A 15,042-nucleotide genomic window follows, 5' to 3' on the forward strand; every position below is an offset into this window, starting at 1 on the left:
AACGAAAGACACCGGTGGAGATCACCCTCATCGTGTCGCTGGTCATCGTACTGGCGCTCTTCTTCGATTTCACCAACGGCTTCCACGACACCGCGAACGCGATGGCCACCCCCATCGCGACGGGTGCGCTCAAGCCCAAGGTCGCCGTGCTCCTGGCCGCGATCCTCAACCTGGTCGGCGCGTTCCTGTCGACCGAGGTCGCCAAGACCATCTCGGGCGGCATCATCAACGAGGGCGACGGCGGGGTGCTCATCACACCCGAGCTGATCTTCGCCGGCCTCATCGGCGCCATCGTGTGGAACCTGCTCACCTGGCTCTACGGCCTGCCCTCCAGCTCCTCGCACGCGCTCTTCGGCGGTCTCATCGGCGCCGCGCTCGTCGGTGCGGGGATCGGGGCCATCAACTTCGGCGGCGTGCTGTCCAAGGTCATCATCCCCGCGCTCGCGGCCCCGCTCACGGCGGGCCTCGTCGCCTTCGTCGCCACCAAGATCGCCTACGCGATCACGCGCAGGCACGACGGCAAGAAGGACGGCCGTGGCCACTTCCGCTACGCGCAGATCGCGTCCTCCTCGCTGATCGCCCTCGCGCATGGCACGAACGACGCGCAGAAGACCATGGGCGTCATCACGCTCACGCTCGTGGCCGCGGGCACCCAGGCGCCCGGCACGGGCCCGCAGCTCTGGGTCATCGTCGCCTGCGCCCTCGCGATCGCGGTCGGCACCTACTCGGGCGGCTGGCGCATCATCCGCACCCTCGGCGCGGGGCTCACCCAGGTGAAGCCCGCGCAGGGCTTCGCCGCCGAGACGAGCACCGCGGCCACGATCCTCGCATCGAGCCACCTCGGCTTCGCGCTCTCGACCACCCAGGTCGCATCCGGCTCCGTCATCGGTTCGGGTCTCGGTCGTCGCGGATCCAGCGTCCGCTGGCGCACCGTCGGGCGTATCGCGCTCGGCTGGCTCTTCACGCTGCCCTCGGCCGCGATCGTCGGTGCGCTCGCCGCGCTGCTCGCCCAGGGCCTCGGCACCACTGGCGTGATCATCGACGCAGTCCTCGGGCTTCTCTTCATCCTCTTCATCTTCTGGCGGTCGAGCCGCAACAAGGTCGACCACTCCAACGCGATCAACGTGCCCGACGTCGCCGAGTCCGGCTACGCCGTCCGCATCCGCAAGCGGGGCAAGGTCAAGCCGGTCCCGACCGAGACCGGCACCATCCCGCCGCTCACCCCGATCGCGAAGTCGGCAGTGCGATCCGACCACGCGGCGCGGGCGGCCGAGCAGGCGGCCGAAGAGGCCGCGCGTCAGATCAAGGCGGCCGAGCGCGCCGCGGCACGAGCGAACAAGCGCGCCGCCCGTAAGGCCGCGGCGAAGGGGGACCAGAAGTGACCATCGACTGGATCGCATTCCTGCAGGTCTTCGTGGCCGCGCTCGTCTCGGCCTGCGTCGTCGTCGCGCTCTACGCGCTCGGTATCCGCTTCCTCGCGATCCCGGCGCCCGCGCCGCTGCGCGAGGACGGCACCCGGGAGCCGAACGGGCCGTCCCGCGATGACGAGGACGACGACCTCGAGCAGTCCGGGCGCCCCCGCTGGGCGCAGATCGCCGCGAACGTCTGCTTCGGGCTCTCCGCGCTCTGCGTCCTGGCAGGGATCTACCTGATCATCCCGATCTTCCACAAGTAGGCCTCCGGCCTCTCGCTCTTGCCAGCCGTCGACAGTAGGGTGAGCGCATGAGCGACGTCGTATCGATCCCCGCCATCACCGAGATCGTCGGAGGCCTGCGCTACGGCTTCGCGCAGGGGACCACCCGGCCCGAAGCGTGGCGGCGGCTGCAGCTCGAGGGGCTGCGCCGCATGCTCGTGGAGCGAGGCCCGGACTTCGAGGCGGCCCTTCACACAGACCTGGGCAAACCGGCCATCGAGTCGCAGCTCGCCGAGATCGGGTTTCTCGTCGCCGAGATCGACCACGCCCTCGGCGAGCTGGGCCGGTGGATGCGGCCCCGCAGGGTCGGGGTTCCGCTCATGCTGCAGCCGGCCGCCGCCAAGGTCGTCGCCGAGCCGCTCGGCGTCGTCCTCATCATCGCGCCGTGGAACTACCCGCTGATGCTCGCGCTCTCGCCGCTGATCGGTGCTCTCTCCGCGGGCAACGCGGCCGTCGTGAAACCGAGCGAGCTCGCCCCGGCGACCTCGAGCACGATCGCCCGTCTGCTGCCCGAGTACGTCGACCGTCGCGCGGTCGCGGTCGTCGAGGGCGGCGTGCCCGAGACCACGGCGCTGCTCGCCGAGCGCTTCGAACACATCTTCTACACGGGCAACGGGCGGGTCGGTCGGATCGTCGCGCACGCTGCGGCCGAGCACCTGACCCCGGTGACCCTCGAGCTCGGCGGCAAGTCGCCCGTCTACGTCGACGACTCCGTCCCGCCGCTGGCCGCGGCGCGGCGCATCGTCTGGGCGAAGTATCTGAACGCCGGGCAGACCTGCGTCGCACCCGACTACGTGCTCGGCACGGCGGACGTGCTGCGCCGGCTGGCCCCCGCGCTGTCCGATGCGATCCACGAGCTCTACGGGAGCGCGGTCGCGCAGAACCCCGACTACGGGCGCATCGTCAACGATGCGCAGTTCGAGCGGCTCGTCGGCTACCTGCGCGATGGGGAGGTCGTGGCCGGCGGGCGCAGCGACGCTGCGGATCGCTTCATCGAACCGACCGTGCTGCGGGGGGTCTCGCCCGATTCTCCGGTGATGCGCGATGAGATCTTCGGGCCGATCCTGCCGCTCGTCGAGGTCCCGGGCCTCGACGCGGCGCTGGGCTTCGTGAACGGGCGCGACAAGCCGCTGAGCGCCTACGTGTTCACCGAGAAGGCCGATGTGCGCCGCCGGTGGGAGCAGGAGACGAGCTCGGGCGCGCTCACCTTCGGGGCTCCCGTGCTGCACCTCACGGTGCCCGAGCTGCCGTTCGGCGGGGTCGGGCCGAGCGGCATGGGCGCCTACCACGGTGAGCGCTCGTTCCGCGTGTTCAGCCACGAGAAGGCGGTGCTGTCGAAGCCGCTCGCGCCCGACACTCTCGCCGCGACGATCATGCCGCCGTTCACCGCGGGCAAGGACCAGCTGGTGCGGCGCTGGCTGGGCAAGCTGCGCTAGCCGGGCTAGCCGGGCTATTTGGGCTGGCTGCGCTAGGTGCGCTAGCTGCGCGAGACGTCGGCCTCCGTCGCGCCTGTGATCCCGGCGCTCGGGGCAGCCGCCCGCGCTCGGTCGCCCGGGAAAGTCGCCGGTGCTCCGCTGCTCCGGTGCTCCGCTGCTCCGGTGCTCCGCTGCTTCGCTGCTCGGGGACCCGCGAGTGCTCAGGGAGCCGGGTCGAAGGTCCCGGGGAGCGGGAGATTGCCCGTGCCCGTCGTCCGTACCGCCGAGAGCCCCTGCCAGGCCGCCGCGCGCGCGAGCAGCTGCTGGGCGGCTTCAGCGGTGCGCGCGGGGGCGCCGGGCTCCTGCCAGGCGGCCTGCACGAGGAGTTCGCGCTCGGCGCGGTCGGCCTTGAGATCGATGCGCCCGGCCAGCTTGCCGCCCACCATGAGCGGGAGGCAGTAGTAGCCGAACCGTCGTTGCTCTTTCGGAGTGTAGATCTCGATGCGGTAGTGGAAGTCGAACATGCGCTCCGCGCGCGGACGGAACCAGCAGACCGGGTCGAACGGGGTGAGCAGGGCGTCGGGGGCGAGCCGGGTGGGCACCCGAGCGTCGCGGTGGATCCATGCGCGCAGCGGTGCGCCCTTCGAATCGCTCCAGCCGTTCACGCGCACGGGGATGAGGACGCCCGCCTCTTCGAGATCGGCGACCGCGGCCTTCGCGGGACCGGACTTGAGACGGTGGTAATCGGCGAGGTCGGCGAGCGTGCCGACGCCGAGCGAGCGGGCGGCCTGTTCGATGAGCGCCCGCTGCGCCTCCGGCCGGGGCACCGCGCCGAGCGCGGACTCGGGCAGCACCTGCTCGGCCAGCGCGTAGCGGCGCTCGAAGCGTTCTCGCCCGGCGCTCACGACCTCGCCCGATGCGAAGAGGATCTCGACGGCGCGCTTGGTATCGCTCCAGTCCCACCAGGGGCCCCGGCGCTCGCGCGGTCCGGTCTCGAGATCGCGCACGAACTGCGGACCGCGGTCGGCCAGGGCGGAACGGACGGCGGAGATGGCGCCGGAGAGCGCCTCGCTGCGGCCGTCGGCCCGATGCCGTTCGCGGTAGTCGTCCATGCGCCAGGAGAAGAGCGGGCGGTCGTCGACGGGGATGAACGCGGCCTCGTGCGCCCAGTACTCGGTGAACCCGCCGCCCTGCCAGAGGTGCCGGTCGAGGGCCTCGGGGTCGTAGGCGCCGTGGCGCGAGAAGACCGGGAGGTAGTGGCTCCGCGCGAAGACGTTGACCGAGTCGATCTGCAGCACGTGCAGGCGCTCGAGCGCGGGATCGAACGGACGTCTGGAACGGAGCCGCGCGCTCGCTGAGAAGCCCTGCGCAGCGAGCGCGGTGCGTCGGGCTTCGGCCGGGGTGAGGGTCTCTGGCATGGCGGGAGCCTATCGGGCACCGCAGACATTCCGGTCGGCGCAGGCGCGGTCACTAGGATGTGACCGTGGCAGACACCTCACCAGAAACCGGCGCTCCCGAAGCGGAGACGGGCCGGAACGCAGCGCAGGAGCTTCCGCTCGGCGTGCGCGTCGCGGCCGCCTGGTCGTGGCGTCTCATCGCGATCGGTCTCGCGTGCGCGGCCCTGCTCTGGCTCATCGCCCAGGTCCGCATCATCGTGATCCCGGTGCTCATCGCGATCCTGCTCACGGCACTGCTCGAGCCGATCGTGCGCTGGTTCGAACGCCGCGGCATGCCCCGTTGGGTGGGGGTCGTTGCGGCGCTGCTCGCGCTGATCGCCTCGGTGACCCTGCTCGTCTGGCTCATCGTGAGCCAGTTCCGCAACGGGTTCGACGACGTGGCGGCGAAGGCGGAGACCTCGCTGCAGGGCGCCCTCGCCTGGCTCGAGTCCGGCCCCTTCGGCATCTCGGCGGACAAGATTCAGGGCTACCTCGATCAGGGGTTGAAGGCGATCCAGGACCATCAGTCCGAGATCTGGAGCGGAGCACTCGGCATCGCGACCGGGGCGGGTCACTTCATCACGGGCAGCCTGCTGACCCTGTTCTCGCTGATCTTCCTGCTGTTCGACGGCAAGCGCATTTGGTTCTGGGTGCTCGGCTTCCTGCCGAAGAGCGCGCACGCTCCCGTCGACACTGCGGGCCGCGCCGGCTGGGTGTCGGTCGGGCAGTACGCCCGGGTGCAGATCCTCGTGGCGCTCGTCAACGCGATCGGCATCGGCGTCGGATCGGCCCTGCTGGGCGTTCCGCTCGCCGTGCCGATCGGCATCCTCGTCTTCCTCGGGTCCTTCATTCCGTTCCTCGGCGCGATCAGCACGGGCGCGGTCGCGGTGTTCGTCGCGCTCGTCTACAACGGCCCGATCAACGCGCTGATCCTGCTCATCGTCGTGATCCTCGTGCATCAGCTCGAGAGCCACGTGCTGCAGCCCCTCATCATGGGGAACGCGGTGCAGGTGCATCCGCTCGGCGTCGTGCTCGCGGTCGCCACGGGCGCGCTGCTGGCGGGGATCCCGGGTGCGCTCTTCGCGGTGCCGATCGCGGCGGCGGCCAACTCGGTGGTCAACGTGCTCGCCCACCGCAGGTGGGAGTCCGGCAGGGATCCGGTGGACGACTTCCATTTCAACGAGAAACGCACGCGGCTCGTCAAGCAGCGGGCCAGGCACGCGGCCCGACTCGGCCGCAGGAACGGAGCAGCATGACCGAGCAGTTCGTCGCCCCCGGGCTCGAGGAGTTTGAGGCGGCCCTCCCGATCGTGCACCGCGTCACGCAGCGCACCCCGCTCGAGACCTCGCGCTACCTCGCCGAGATCCTCGGTGTGCCGACCGTCTATCTGAAGTGCGAGAACCTCCAGCGCACGGGCGCGTACAAGCTCCGCGGCGCCTACAACCGGCTCTCGCAGCTCACCGAGGAGGAACGGGCGCGCGGCGTCGTCGCGGCCTCGGCCGGCAACCACGCGCAGGGTGTCGCGTTCGCGGCGCGCGAGCTCGGCATCAAGGCCACGATCTTCACGCCCCTCGGCGTCGCGCTGCCGAAGCTGCAGGCGACGCGCAATTACGGCGCCGACGTCGTGCTCGAGGGGCAGATCTTCGACGAGACGAACGTCGCGGCGCAGGCGTTCGTGCGTGAGACCGGTGCGACCTTCATCCCGCCGTTCGATCATCCCGCGGTGATCGCCGGCCAGGGGACGGTCGCGCTCGAGATGCTCGAGGCCGCGCCCGATATCGAGACGATCGTGGTCCCGATCGGCGGAGGCGGGCTCATCTCTGGCGTCGCCGCCGCCGCGAAGCTTCGCGCCGAGCGCGAGGGGCGCCCGATGCGCATCATCGGTGTGCAGGCGGAGAACGCCTCCCCGTTCGTGCGGTCGATCGTGGCCGGGCATCCGGTCACCGTGAAGACGAAGCCGACCATCGCCGATGGCATCGCCGTCGCGCGGCCGGGCGACCTGACCTTCGAGATGGTCCGCGACTACGTCGATGAGATCGTGACCGTGAGCGACGACGATATCGCCCGTGCGATCGTCGTTCTGCTCGAGCGGGCGAAGCTCGTCGTGGAGCCCGCGGGTGCCGCCGGAGTCGCGGCCATGCTCGCCGGCAAGATCAACGCGAGCGGTCCGACGGCGACGATCCTCTCGGGAGGCAACATCGACCCGCTGCTGCTGCAGCGCGTGATCGGCCACGGCCTCGCGGCTTCGGCGCGCTACATGAAGCTCCGGATCCTGCTGCCCGACATCCCGGGCCAGCTGGTGCGCACGGCGTCGATCGTGGCGGAGGCCAACGCGAACGTCGTCGAGGTGATCCACACGCGTCACGCGACCGAGCTGCCCATCAGTGAGGTCGAGCTGGAACTGCACATCGAAACCAGGGGGCACGAGCACGGCGAGGCGGTCGCGCAGGCGCTTCGCGATGCCGGCTACACGGTCCGCGTGGGCGAGAAGTACTAGTCGGCCCGCCGAGCGGCGCTTGCTGCTCGGCGTCTGTCGCTCGGCGCTGCACGCGACTTCGGCGCTGCCCGCGGTCTCGTCGCTGCGCTCGGCGCTGCCGGCGACTTCGGTGCTGTTCGAGACCTCGCTGCTGTTCGAGACCTCGCTCCTGCTTGAGACCTCGCTCGTCGATGCCGGGCCCGTGTTGGGTAGGGCCCGGGTTGGGTGGGGCCCGTGCTCGACCGGGGCCCGTGCGCGATCGGGTCCCGAAGTCGACCGGGTGACGCTCGACGAGAGAACGTTTCTTCGGCGACAGCACGGCGAGTCGTGGGGCGAACACGGATGCTCTCGTCAGACCTTGGTGCTCTCGTCGAACACGGGTGCTCTCGTTGCGCGGTTGCGGTGTCGGCGTCGGTGCCGGCGTCGGTGTCGGTGTCGGTTGGCTGTCTCGAAGCCGAAGCCGAAGCCGAAGCCGAAGCCGAAGCCGTGCCGACCGCTCTCGTGCGGGCCCGCCGAACGCGGTCGATCTCATCGCGGGAGTCGATTCAGGAAATCGGCGACCTCGGATCCGTAGCTGAGTGTCGCCGTGCCCGGAACCGCGACTCGGAATGCGCGCAGCCGAGCCGCGAGTCGGTCCGCCGACGCGGCCTGTGCCGCACCCCAGCGGACCCCGCGCATGTCGGTCGTGCCACAGACCCAGTCGTACCTGAGCTTCTCGGCGTAGGAGATGTCGTCCGCCGTGCGCCCCTGCCGCAGCTCTTCATCCACGTACTTCGCGCGACCGTCGCATTCGCCGAACAGCTCGAGGCCCACGAACCGGAAATCGAGGCGGAGCGTGCCACCGTCCTCCGCCGGGACCGGATACTGGAGCTCGACGTCGATCCCGAGCTGCAGCAGCCGGAGCCGGCTGACGCTTTCGAGCGGCGAATCCGCCAGCGGGTGCGCCAGCGCGGCAAGCGCGCGGACGGCTCGGACGCCGCGTCCCCGCGGCAGCCGTGCGGCGCGTTCGAGCAGCGCGCGACGCCAGGCATCCCAGGCCTCGTGGTCGACGCGATACCGTACCCTGGCCGTTCGTCGAAGGACCTCGTCGGCGCATGCGAGGGCGACAGCGAATGGCTCGGTGCGGGCGAGATCGAAGACCGTGCGGTGCAATGCGGTGCAGCGGAACCCCTCGATACGGACCACCTCGGCGTCGCCCAACGGCAGCCGATGGCGTCTTGTCGACGGAGAACCACCGTTCGCGGCACCGGGGGGCACGACCTCGTGCAACGTTGTTGGATCGGGAGTCAGCGAACCGGCCCGGATCCAGCGAGACCACACCGGCAGCCCGTGCAACGTGGCGGCCGAAAGATGGGAGAGGAGGCGCCCGGGATCCCCACCGGCCGAGTCGGTGCGCGTGTGCGCGTGCGGTGGGTTCGCCGCGAGGATCGCCGCAAGGTGGCGATCCCGGTCGTTCGCTCGATTCCAGAACGCCGCGTCGATGTACCGGCCGGGACGGAGTCGCCGCAGAGCACCCGTCCTGACCGCATCGGGGATCGCGCGTTTGGGGAAGCCCGCGCGGACCAGCCCGGACCGATCGAGCACCAGGGGCGCGATTTCGGCGAGGGTGGATCGAACGGACATGGAGCGATCCTGCCGCACCGTGTCGGGCAGCGTGACGTGTGGTGGGTATTTGTGGATGGTTTCGGTTGAACCGCTGAGGGTGACGCGTGTGTGCGCGTTGTGAGCGCTGGGAGCGCTGAACTTCAGCGACCTGGCGGCCCGCATCTCGCGAAGACCCCCGCCGCGGTGCCGACGAGAGCATGCGCTTCCCGCGAGGGAACGGCGAGTCGCGGCGCGAATAGGGGTGCTCTCGTCGAACGGGCATGCTCTCGCCGGGAGCCGGGAGCCGGGAGCCGGGAGCCGGGAGCCGGGAGCCGGGACCCGTCAGGCCGGCGTCGCCCCCGCCTGCGTCGCGGCGAGCCGGATCGCGCGACGCGCATCCTCGACGGTGATGCTGCCGCCGGCGACGATGTGCAGGCCGTACGCGTCCTCGAGTGCGACGAGGTTCATCGCGATGTCGTCGAGCGGCCCGGCGAGCGCGAACGCTCCCGACGCGACCCCGGCCGAGAGGATCCCGCGGTAGAGCGCGAGCTGCTCGCGGTAGAGGCGCTGCACGAGCTCGTCGTGCAGGGGCGACTTGCCGGCGAGCACGTCGAACTCGTAGAGCAGGCGCATGAGTGCGTCGTCGGGTCCGCTCGGCAGGCCGGCGTCGATCGCGATCGCGAGCTGCTCGGCGGGATCCTGCGCGGCGGCGACGAGCGCGGCGCGGTCGGCGCCGACGCGGTGCATACCGGCGGCGTGCGCCTCGACGAGGATCGCGTCGAGGTCTTCGTAGTAGTAGAGCAGCGCGCCCCGGGTGACCCCCGCCTGGTTGGCGACGTCGGTGAGCGAGAGGTTGCGGAGGCCGTGCTCGGCGGCGGCGGCGAGCGCCGCATCGACGACTTCGATGCGGCGCTGCTTCTGCGTGCTGGGGCGTGCCATGCAGCCAGTATGCCAGCCGGCACAACCGGGATCGCCGCTCCAGCCGGTCACCCCAGCGAGTTTCTTGACATCTGAGTAAATTAATTTACTCTGGAGTAAAAGAACTCGCCACGCCACCCGAGCACGCACGCGAAAGCGGTGACCCGGGGGGCGCGTGCCCCAACGCAGCAGGAGATGACATGGCCGTCGACACCCTCTACACCGGCGGACGCATCCGCACCTTCGACCCGGCTCAGCCGTGGGCCGAGGCGCTCGGCGTGACCGGCGACCGCATCAGCTACGTGGGCTCCGCGGCCGATGCTCCGGCTGCCCGGCGCACGATCCAGCTCGAGGGCCGCCTCGTGACCCCGGGCGTCGCCGACACCCACAATCACCTGCTGCTCGGCTTCGACGACCTGGCGGTCAGCCTTGACCAGGTTCAGAGCCTCGACGTCGTGCGTCAGCGCATCGCCGAGTTCGCCGAGACGCACCCCGAGCTCGACTGGATCTGCGCCGAGAACGCGCTCTACTCCGTGGTCGAGGGGCGCCGTCCGAACGCCGACGACCTCGTCGGCACGACCGACAAGCCGGTCTTCATCACCACCTACGACCAGCACTCGGTGTGGCTGAACCGCCCGGCGATGGCGAAGCTCGGGATCCTGAACGGCGGCGACATCGCCTGGGGCAACCCCGAGATCGACCCGACCACGGGCGAGCCGACCGGCTGGGTCACCGACTTCTACACGAGCGCCATGACGATCGACGGTCTCGCCGAGCTGCAGCGGGACATCCCGATGTACTCGCCGGACCGGCGGTACAACAAGATCGTGAACAGCCTCGACATGGCGGCGAAGGTCGGCATCACGACCGTCGTCGAGCCGCAGGTGCCGCTCGCGGAGCTCGACCTGTTCGCCCGCGCCGAGCTCGAGGGCCGGCTCACGTCCCGCACGATCGCCGCGATCTACCACCCGGTCGGCGCCGACGGCGACTTCCGCACGCGCATCACCGACGCGATCCGCGAGACCCCGCAGCACGAGCGCTTCTCGCTCGGACCGGTCAAGCTCTACGCCGATGACGTGATCGAGCCGCACACCGCTGCGATGCTCGAGGACTACGCGAACCGTCCGGGGCACCGCGGCCACACGAGCCTCGAGCCCACCGAGTTCACCAAGCTCTTCGTCGAGCTCGACCGCCTCGGCTACCAGGTGCACACCCACGCGACCGGCGACTGGGGCATCCGCCTCACCCTCGACTCGATCGAGGCCGCGCAGCGGGCCAACGGCGCGCGCGACGCCCGCCACGGCATCGTGCACGTCGAGTGCCTCGCGCCCGAAGATCTGCCGCGCTTCGCCGAGCTCGGAGTGGTCGCGGCCATGCAGCCGCGGCACTCCTCGCCCGACCTCGTCGCCGGCACCTGGATGGAGAACGTCGGCGAGGCCCGCTGGGATCGCGCGTGGCGCTACCGCTCGATGATCGAGTCGGGTGCCCGCGTGACCTTCTCGAGCGACTGGCAGGTCGGCGAGATGGATCCGCTCGTCGGCGTCTACGCAGCGATGACCCGCGCCCGCCTCGACGGCTCCGATGCCTGGACCCTCGGCGAGCGGCTCGACCTCGACCGCACGCTCGAGGCCTACACGAAGGGCGGAGCGGAGGCGTTCCATCGCGAGGACTCGGTCGGCATGCTCAAGACCGGCTACCTGGCCGACCTCGTCGTCTGGTCGGGCGATCTCTTCGGCATGGAGCCGGCCGAGATCCTCGAGCAGAGCGCCGATCTCACCGTCGTGGGCGGATCCCCGATCCACGATGCCCGAGGCGAGCTCGACGGCTCGGCCGCGGCCGCCGGGGCGAAGGATCCCGGCGGGGCCGGGCAGAGCTGCGGCGAGCCCGCGGATCCCCACCACGGCCACTCCCACGCGCACTGATCCGCCAGACCTGAACCGAGGACCCACGATGTCAACGCTGCCATCCCACTCCGCAGTCGCTGCGGGAGATGACCAGATCGCGCACGCGATCACCCACGAGCCCGGCCGCCTCAAGCGCACGCTGAAGCTCCGCCACCTGGTGTTCATCGGGCTCGCCTACCTGGCGCCGCTCGCGGTGTTCGACATGTTCGGGATCGTCTCAGAGGCGACGTCCGGCCACGTGCCGCTCGCGTACCTCGTGGTGATGATCGCGGTGCTGTTCACGGCGTTCAGCTACTCGCGCATGGTGCGGTTCTTCCCGATCGCGGGGTCCGCCTACACCTACGTGAAGGAGGCGATCAATCCGCACCTGGGCTTCCTGGTCGGCTGGGCGGCGACGCTCGACTACCTGCTGCTGCCGCTGCTCAACGCGGTGCTGTCGGCGATCTACATGGGCGCGCTGCTGCCCGAGGTGCCGTTCTGGGTGTGGGTCGTGCTCACCGTCGGGATCAGCACCGCGCTGAACCTCGTCGGCGTGAAGCTGGCGGCGAGCATGAACATGATCCTCGTCGGCATCCAGCTGGTGGTGGCGCTCGCCTTCGTGATCTTCACGCTCGTCAACATCGCCCACGGCGAGAACGGGGCCGCGTTCTCGGCGACGCCGTTCTTCTCGGGCGACCTCCAGCCCGCGGCGATCACCGCGGGGGCCGCGATCCTCGCCGTCTCGTTCCTCGGCTTCGACGCCGTCTCGACGCTGGCGGAGGAGGCCGAACGGCCGACCCGTGACGTGCCCCGTGCGATCTTCATCATCGTGATCGCGGCCGGCGCCTTCTTCATGACCGTGACCTACGTGATGCAGACGCTGTTCCCGGACGTGTCCGAGCTCGGCAACATTGTGGGCGCATCGCCGACCATGGCGAAGTACATCGGTGGCGCCGCCTTCCAGGCCTTCTTCGTCGGCGGATACATGATGTCGGTGCTCGGCTGCGGGCTCACGCAGCAGATGAGCGCGGCGCGGCTGCTCTACGCGATGGGCCGGGACGGCGCACTGCCGAAGCGCCTCTTCGGCGGCGTCAACGCGCGCACCGGCGTGCCGGTCGCCAACGTACTGCTCGTAGCCGTGATCGCGCTCGGCGCGCTGTTCATCGGGCTCGAGCAGGTGACCTCGATGGTCAACTTCGGCGCGTTCGTCGCCTTCGCGTTCGTCAACCTGTCGGTGATCTTCTCCTTCTTCAAGTTCCTCAAGCGCCGCGGGCCGGGCCCCTGGCTCGCGTTCGTCGTGGTGCCCGCGATCGGCGTCGCGATCAACGTCTGGCTCTGGTTCAGCCTCGACGGCCTGTCGATGATCGTCGGCGGGATCTGGGCCGCGATCGGCCTCGTCTACCTCCTGATCAAGACCCGGGGCTTCAAGGCCCCGGCACCGGATCTGACGGGACCCATCAACATCGGCATGTACGAGTAGCGGTCCGCCCCGGGTCCCTCCCCGGGGCGGCTCGATTCGCCGCCCCCTCCGCCCTGGATTAGTCTGGGGATGCTCCCGAGCGGGCGGAGAAGACCGGCATGAAGATCCTGATCGTTGAAGACGACGAGCGCGTCGCGGACGCGCTGGGGGCGTTCCTCCGCCAAGCCGGGTTCGAGATCGACCGGGTCGGCACCGGCGCCGCCGCGCTGGAGGCGCTCGGCGCGGACACCGACGCCGTCCTGCTCGATCTCGGCCTGCCGGACATGGACGGCCTCGACGTCTGCCGCCGTATCCGCGGCCTCTCCGGAGTGCCGATCATCGTGGCCACCGCGCGGAGCCACGTCGAGGAGCGGATCAAGGGCTTCCACGCGGGCGCCGACGACTTCGTCGTGAAGCCTTACGACGTGCGGGAGCTCGTAGCGCGCATCGAAGCGGTGACTCGACGCTCGCGCACGCTGCCGTCCGATGCCGGGCACAGCTCGGGGGTCTCCGTCGACGGGGTCTACATCGATCTCGCGAACCGGCTGGTGCTGGTCGACGGGTCGCCGGTCGATCTGACACCGAAGGAGTTCGACATCATCGCGGTCCTGGTGCGGTATCCGGGGGTCGTCGTGCCCCGCGACCGGATCATCCGGGAGGTCTGGGGCAGCGACTGGAACGGCTTCAGCCGCTCGCTCGAGGTGCACGTCGGATCGGTCCGGCGCAAGCTCGAGCGGCCCTCGCTGATCGCGACGGTCCGCGGGGTCGGCTATCGGCTGACGGGCGTCTGACCCGTGCGGCAGCGGCTCATCCTCGTCCTCCTGATCCCGATGACCGTGATCCTGCTCGTCCTCGCGGGTGCCTACGCGTGGAGCGTGGCCCGCGCGGTCCAGGAGGAGGTGTCGAGCCAGCAGCTCGGCGACCTCAGCTACTTCCAGAGCGGCGTGCGTCAGGCGCTGCGCGCGGGCAGTCCCGACGTCGTGGCGGGCGAGATGACCCGCTACAGCGAGCTCTACGGCACGAGCATCGCGGTCTTCGACCGTTCCGGTGCGCTGTGGGCCTCGGGCGGGGGACGGTTCGACGAGCTCGGAGGGGACCTCCGGGGACAGATCGAGCTCGCGCTCTCGGGCCGGCGGAGCGATCCCGGACCGCCCGTGCTGCCCTGGTCGATGGGCGAGCTGGTCGCGGTGGAGCCGGTGTTCGACGACGGCAACGTGATCGGGGCACTCTTCATCTCGGCGAACGCCGACCGGGTCCGCGCCGAGATCCTCACGCACTGGGGCGTGCTCGCGGCGGCGTGCGCCCTCACCATCCTCCTGCTCCTGCTCGCCGTGATCCGCCTCGCGAACTGGGTGCTGCGCCCCATGCTGCGGGTCGACCGAGCGATGGCGGCGGTCGAACGCGGGGAGCGCGACGCGCGCGTCGCCGACGACACGGGCCCGCCCGAGATGCGGCGGATGATCCGGATGTTCAACCAGATGGCCGAGGAGATCGAGCGGGTGATCCAGCGGCAGGAGGCGTTCGCGATGAACGCCTCGCACGAGCTGCGCAATCCCCTCGGCGCGCTGCTCATGCGGGTCGAGTACCTCGCGACGGGCCTCGACGATTCGTGGGAGGAGGACGTCGAGAAGACCCGGGCCGAGGGGCGCCGCCTGACCCAGATCCTGGATGCGCTGCTCGGGATGGCCCGATCCGGTCGGCAGGATTCGTCGTTCGCCGCGGTCGACCTCGTCGAGCTCACCGCGAGCCGGATCGCCGCGTGGGCGCCCGTCTCGACCGACCGAGGAGTCTCGGTGGAGCTCCGAGGGGCCGCGCGGGTACTGAGTCTCACCGACCGGACCTCCGTCGAGAGCGCGTTCGACGCGGTGCTCGACAACGCGCTGAAGTTCGCCCCGGCGGGATCCGCGGTCGAGGTGACGGTGGAGCGCGATGCGGAGGGCTGCGGCATCGCGATCCGGGATCACGGCCCCGGTCTCGAACCGGACGAGCTGGAACTGGTGACGAGCCGGTTCTGGCGCAGCCCCCGCGACCAGAACGTGCCCGGATCAGGTCTCGGCCTGGCCATCGCGTCCGATCTGCTGGGCGATCTGAACGGCGGAGTGCAGGTGCAGTCGCCCGAGGGCGGGGGACTGCGGGTCGTGCTGCGCCTGCCGGGAGAGGAACGCTGATGCGCGGGGG

The 15,042-nt window shown here is 70.4% G+C and carries 12 protein-coding genes; 9 read left to right on the plus strand and 3 right to left on the minus strand.

All coding sequences use genetic code 11. From position 1 onward, the window contains the following. The first annotated feature begins 14 nt into the window (after positions 1 to 14). The 3 genes from BMH31_RS01110 to BMH31_RS01120 are packed head-to-tail and all read left to right on the plus strand — an operon-like array spanning position 15 to position 3,129. Positions 15 to 1,382, plus strand: coding sequence for an inorganic phosphate transporter (locus tag BMH31_RS01110; protein ID WP_099723515.1), 1,368 nt, complete (start codon positions 15 to 17; stop codon positions 1,380 to 1,382). Next, the gene (locus BMH31_RS01115; protein WP_099723516.1) at positions 1,379 to 1,675 is read left to right on the plus strand and encodes a hypothetical protein; all 297 of its coding nucleotides are present in this window, start codon (positions 1,379 to 1,381) and stop codon (positions 1,673 to 1,675) included. Before BMH31_RS01110 ends, BMH31_RS01115 begins: the two co-directional genes overlap by 4 nt. Positions 1,676 to 1,722: 47 nt before the next feature. Beyond that, positions 1,723 to 3,129, plus strand: a complete 1,407-nt coding sequence (locus BMH31_RS01120) for an aldehyde dehydrogenase family protein (RefSeq protein WP_099723517.1) — start codon at positions 1,723 to 1,725, stop codon at positions 3,127 to 3,129. Between the two features lie 200 nt (positions 3,130 to 3,329). Here the strand turns inward: BMH31_RS01120 and BMH31_RS01125 are convergent, their stop codons facing one another. After that, positions 3,330 to 4,526: a crosslink repair DNA glycosylase YcaQ family protein gene (locus tag BMH31_RS01125; protein WP_099723518.1), complete on the minus strand. Its 1,197-nt coding sequence runs from the start codon at positions 4,524 to 4,526 to the stop codon at positions 3,330 to 3,332. A 65-nt stretch (positions 4,527 to 4,591) separates the two neighbouring features. On the opposite strand from BMH31_RS01125, the gene BMH31_RS01130 reads away from it, so the two are divergent. Both BMH31_RS01130 and ilvA read left to right on the plus strand, forming a co-directional pair. Then, the gene (locus tag BMH31_RS01130; RefSeq protein ID WP_099723519.1) at positions 4,592 to 5,800 is read left to right on the plus strand and encodes an AI-2E family transporter; all 1,209 of its coding nucleotides are present in this window, start codon (positions 4,592 to 4,594) and stop codon (positions 5,798 to 5,800) included. Beyond that, positions 5,797 to 7,041: a threonine ammonia-lyase gene (gene ilvA / locus BMH31_RS01135; RefSeq protein ID WP_099723520.1), complete on the plus strand. Its 1,245-nt coding sequence runs from the start codon at positions 5,797 to 5,799 to the stop codon at positions 7,039 to 7,041. Before BMH31_RS01130 ends, ilvA begins: the two co-directional genes overlap by 4 nt. Before the next feature lie 507 nt (positions 7,042 to 7,548). Here ilvA and BMH31_RS01145 read toward each other — a convergent pair. Both BMH31_RS01145 and BMH31_RS01150 read right to left on the minus strand, forming a co-directional pair. After that, the gene (locus BMH31_RS01145) at positions 7,549 to 8,643 is read right to left on the minus strand and encodes a hypothetical protein (RefSeq protein ID WP_099723521.1); all 1,095 of its coding nucleotides are present in this window, start codon (positions 8,641 to 8,643) and stop codon (positions 7,549 to 7,551) included. Between the two features lie 303 nt (positions 8,644 to 8,946). Beyond that, a complete protein-coding gene (locus tag BMH31_RS01150) occupies positions 8,947 to 9,543 on the minus strand; it encodes a TetR family transcriptional regulator (protein WP_099723522.1) in 597 nt (198 codons plus the stop codon). A 179-nt stretch (positions 9,544 to 9,722) separates the two neighbouring features. Here BMH31_RS01150 and BMH31_RS01155 point away from each other — a divergent pair, with 179 nt between their 5' ends. The 4 genes from BMH31_RS01155 to BMH31_RS01170 all read left to right on the plus strand — a co-directional run bounded on the left by BMH31_RS01155 (position 9,723) and on the right by BMH31_RS01170 (position 15,032). Then, positions 9,723 to 11,444: an amidohydrolase gene (locus BMH31_RS01155; protein WP_099723523.1), complete on the plus strand. Its 1,722-nt coding sequence runs from the start codon at positions 9,723 to 9,725 to the stop codon at positions 11,442 to 11,444. 28 nt (positions 11,445 to 11,472) lie between these two features. Continuing rightward, positions 11,473 to 12,885 (plus strand): APC family permease, encoded by a 1,413-nt coding sequence (locus BMH31_RS01160; RefSeq protein WP_099723524.1) that lies wholly within the window; start codon positions 11,473 to 11,475, stop codon positions 12,883 to 12,885. A 98-nt stretch (positions 12,886 to 12,983) separates the two neighbouring features. Further along, on the plus strand, positions 12,984 to 13,655 hold the full coding sequence (locus BMH31_RS01165; protein WP_099723525.1) for a response regulator transcription factor: 672 nt from the start codon (positions 12,984 to 12,986) through the stop codon (positions 13,653 to 13,655). 3 nt (positions 13,656 to 13,658) lie between these two features. Then, a complete protein-coding gene (locus BMH31_RS01170; RefSeq protein WP_099723526.1) occupies positions 13,659 to 15,032 on the plus strand; it encodes a HAMP domain-containing sensor histidine kinase in 1,374 nt (457 codons plus the stop codon). Positions 15,033 to 15,042 lie beyond the last annotated feature (10 nt).

Source organism: Leucobacter sp. OLIS6 (assembly GCF_002752355.1).
Lineage (GTDB): Bacteria > Actinomycetota > Actinomycetes > Actinomycetales > Microbacteriaceae > Leucobacter.

Coding starts and splice junctions, on each gene's coding strand:
- BMH31_RS01120 (WP_099723517.1), top strand. CDS start 1,723: ATGAGCGACGTCGTATCGATCCCCGCCATCACCGAGATCGTCGGAGGC.
- BMH31_RS01125 (WP_099723518.1), bottom strand. CDS start 4,526: ATGCCAGAGACCCTCACCCCGGCCGAAGCCCGACGCACCGCGCTCGCT.
- BMH31_RS01160 (WP_099723524.1), top strand. CDS start 11,473: ATGTCAACGCTGCCATCCCACTCCGCAGTCGCTGCGGGAGATGACCAG.
- BMH31_RS01165 (WP_099723525.1), top strand. CDS start 12,984: ATGAAGATCCTGATCGTTGAAGACGACGAGCGCGTCGCGGACGCGCTG.
- BMH31_RS01150 (WP_099723522.1), bottom strand. CDS start 9,543: ATGGCACGCCCCAGCACGCAGAAGCAGCGCCGCATCGAAGTCGTCGAT.
- BMH31_RS01155 (WP_099723523.1), top strand. CDS start 9,723: ATGGCCGTCGACACCCTCTACACCGGCGGACGCATCCGCACCTTCGAC.
- BMH31_RS01145 (WP_099723521.1), bottom strand. CDS start 8,643: ATGTCCGTTCGATCCACCCTCGCCGAAATCGCGCCCCTGGTGCTCGAT.
- ilvA (WP_099723520.1), top strand. CDS start 5,797: ATGACCGAGCAGTTCGTCGCCCCCGGGCTCGAGGAGTTTGAGGCGGCC.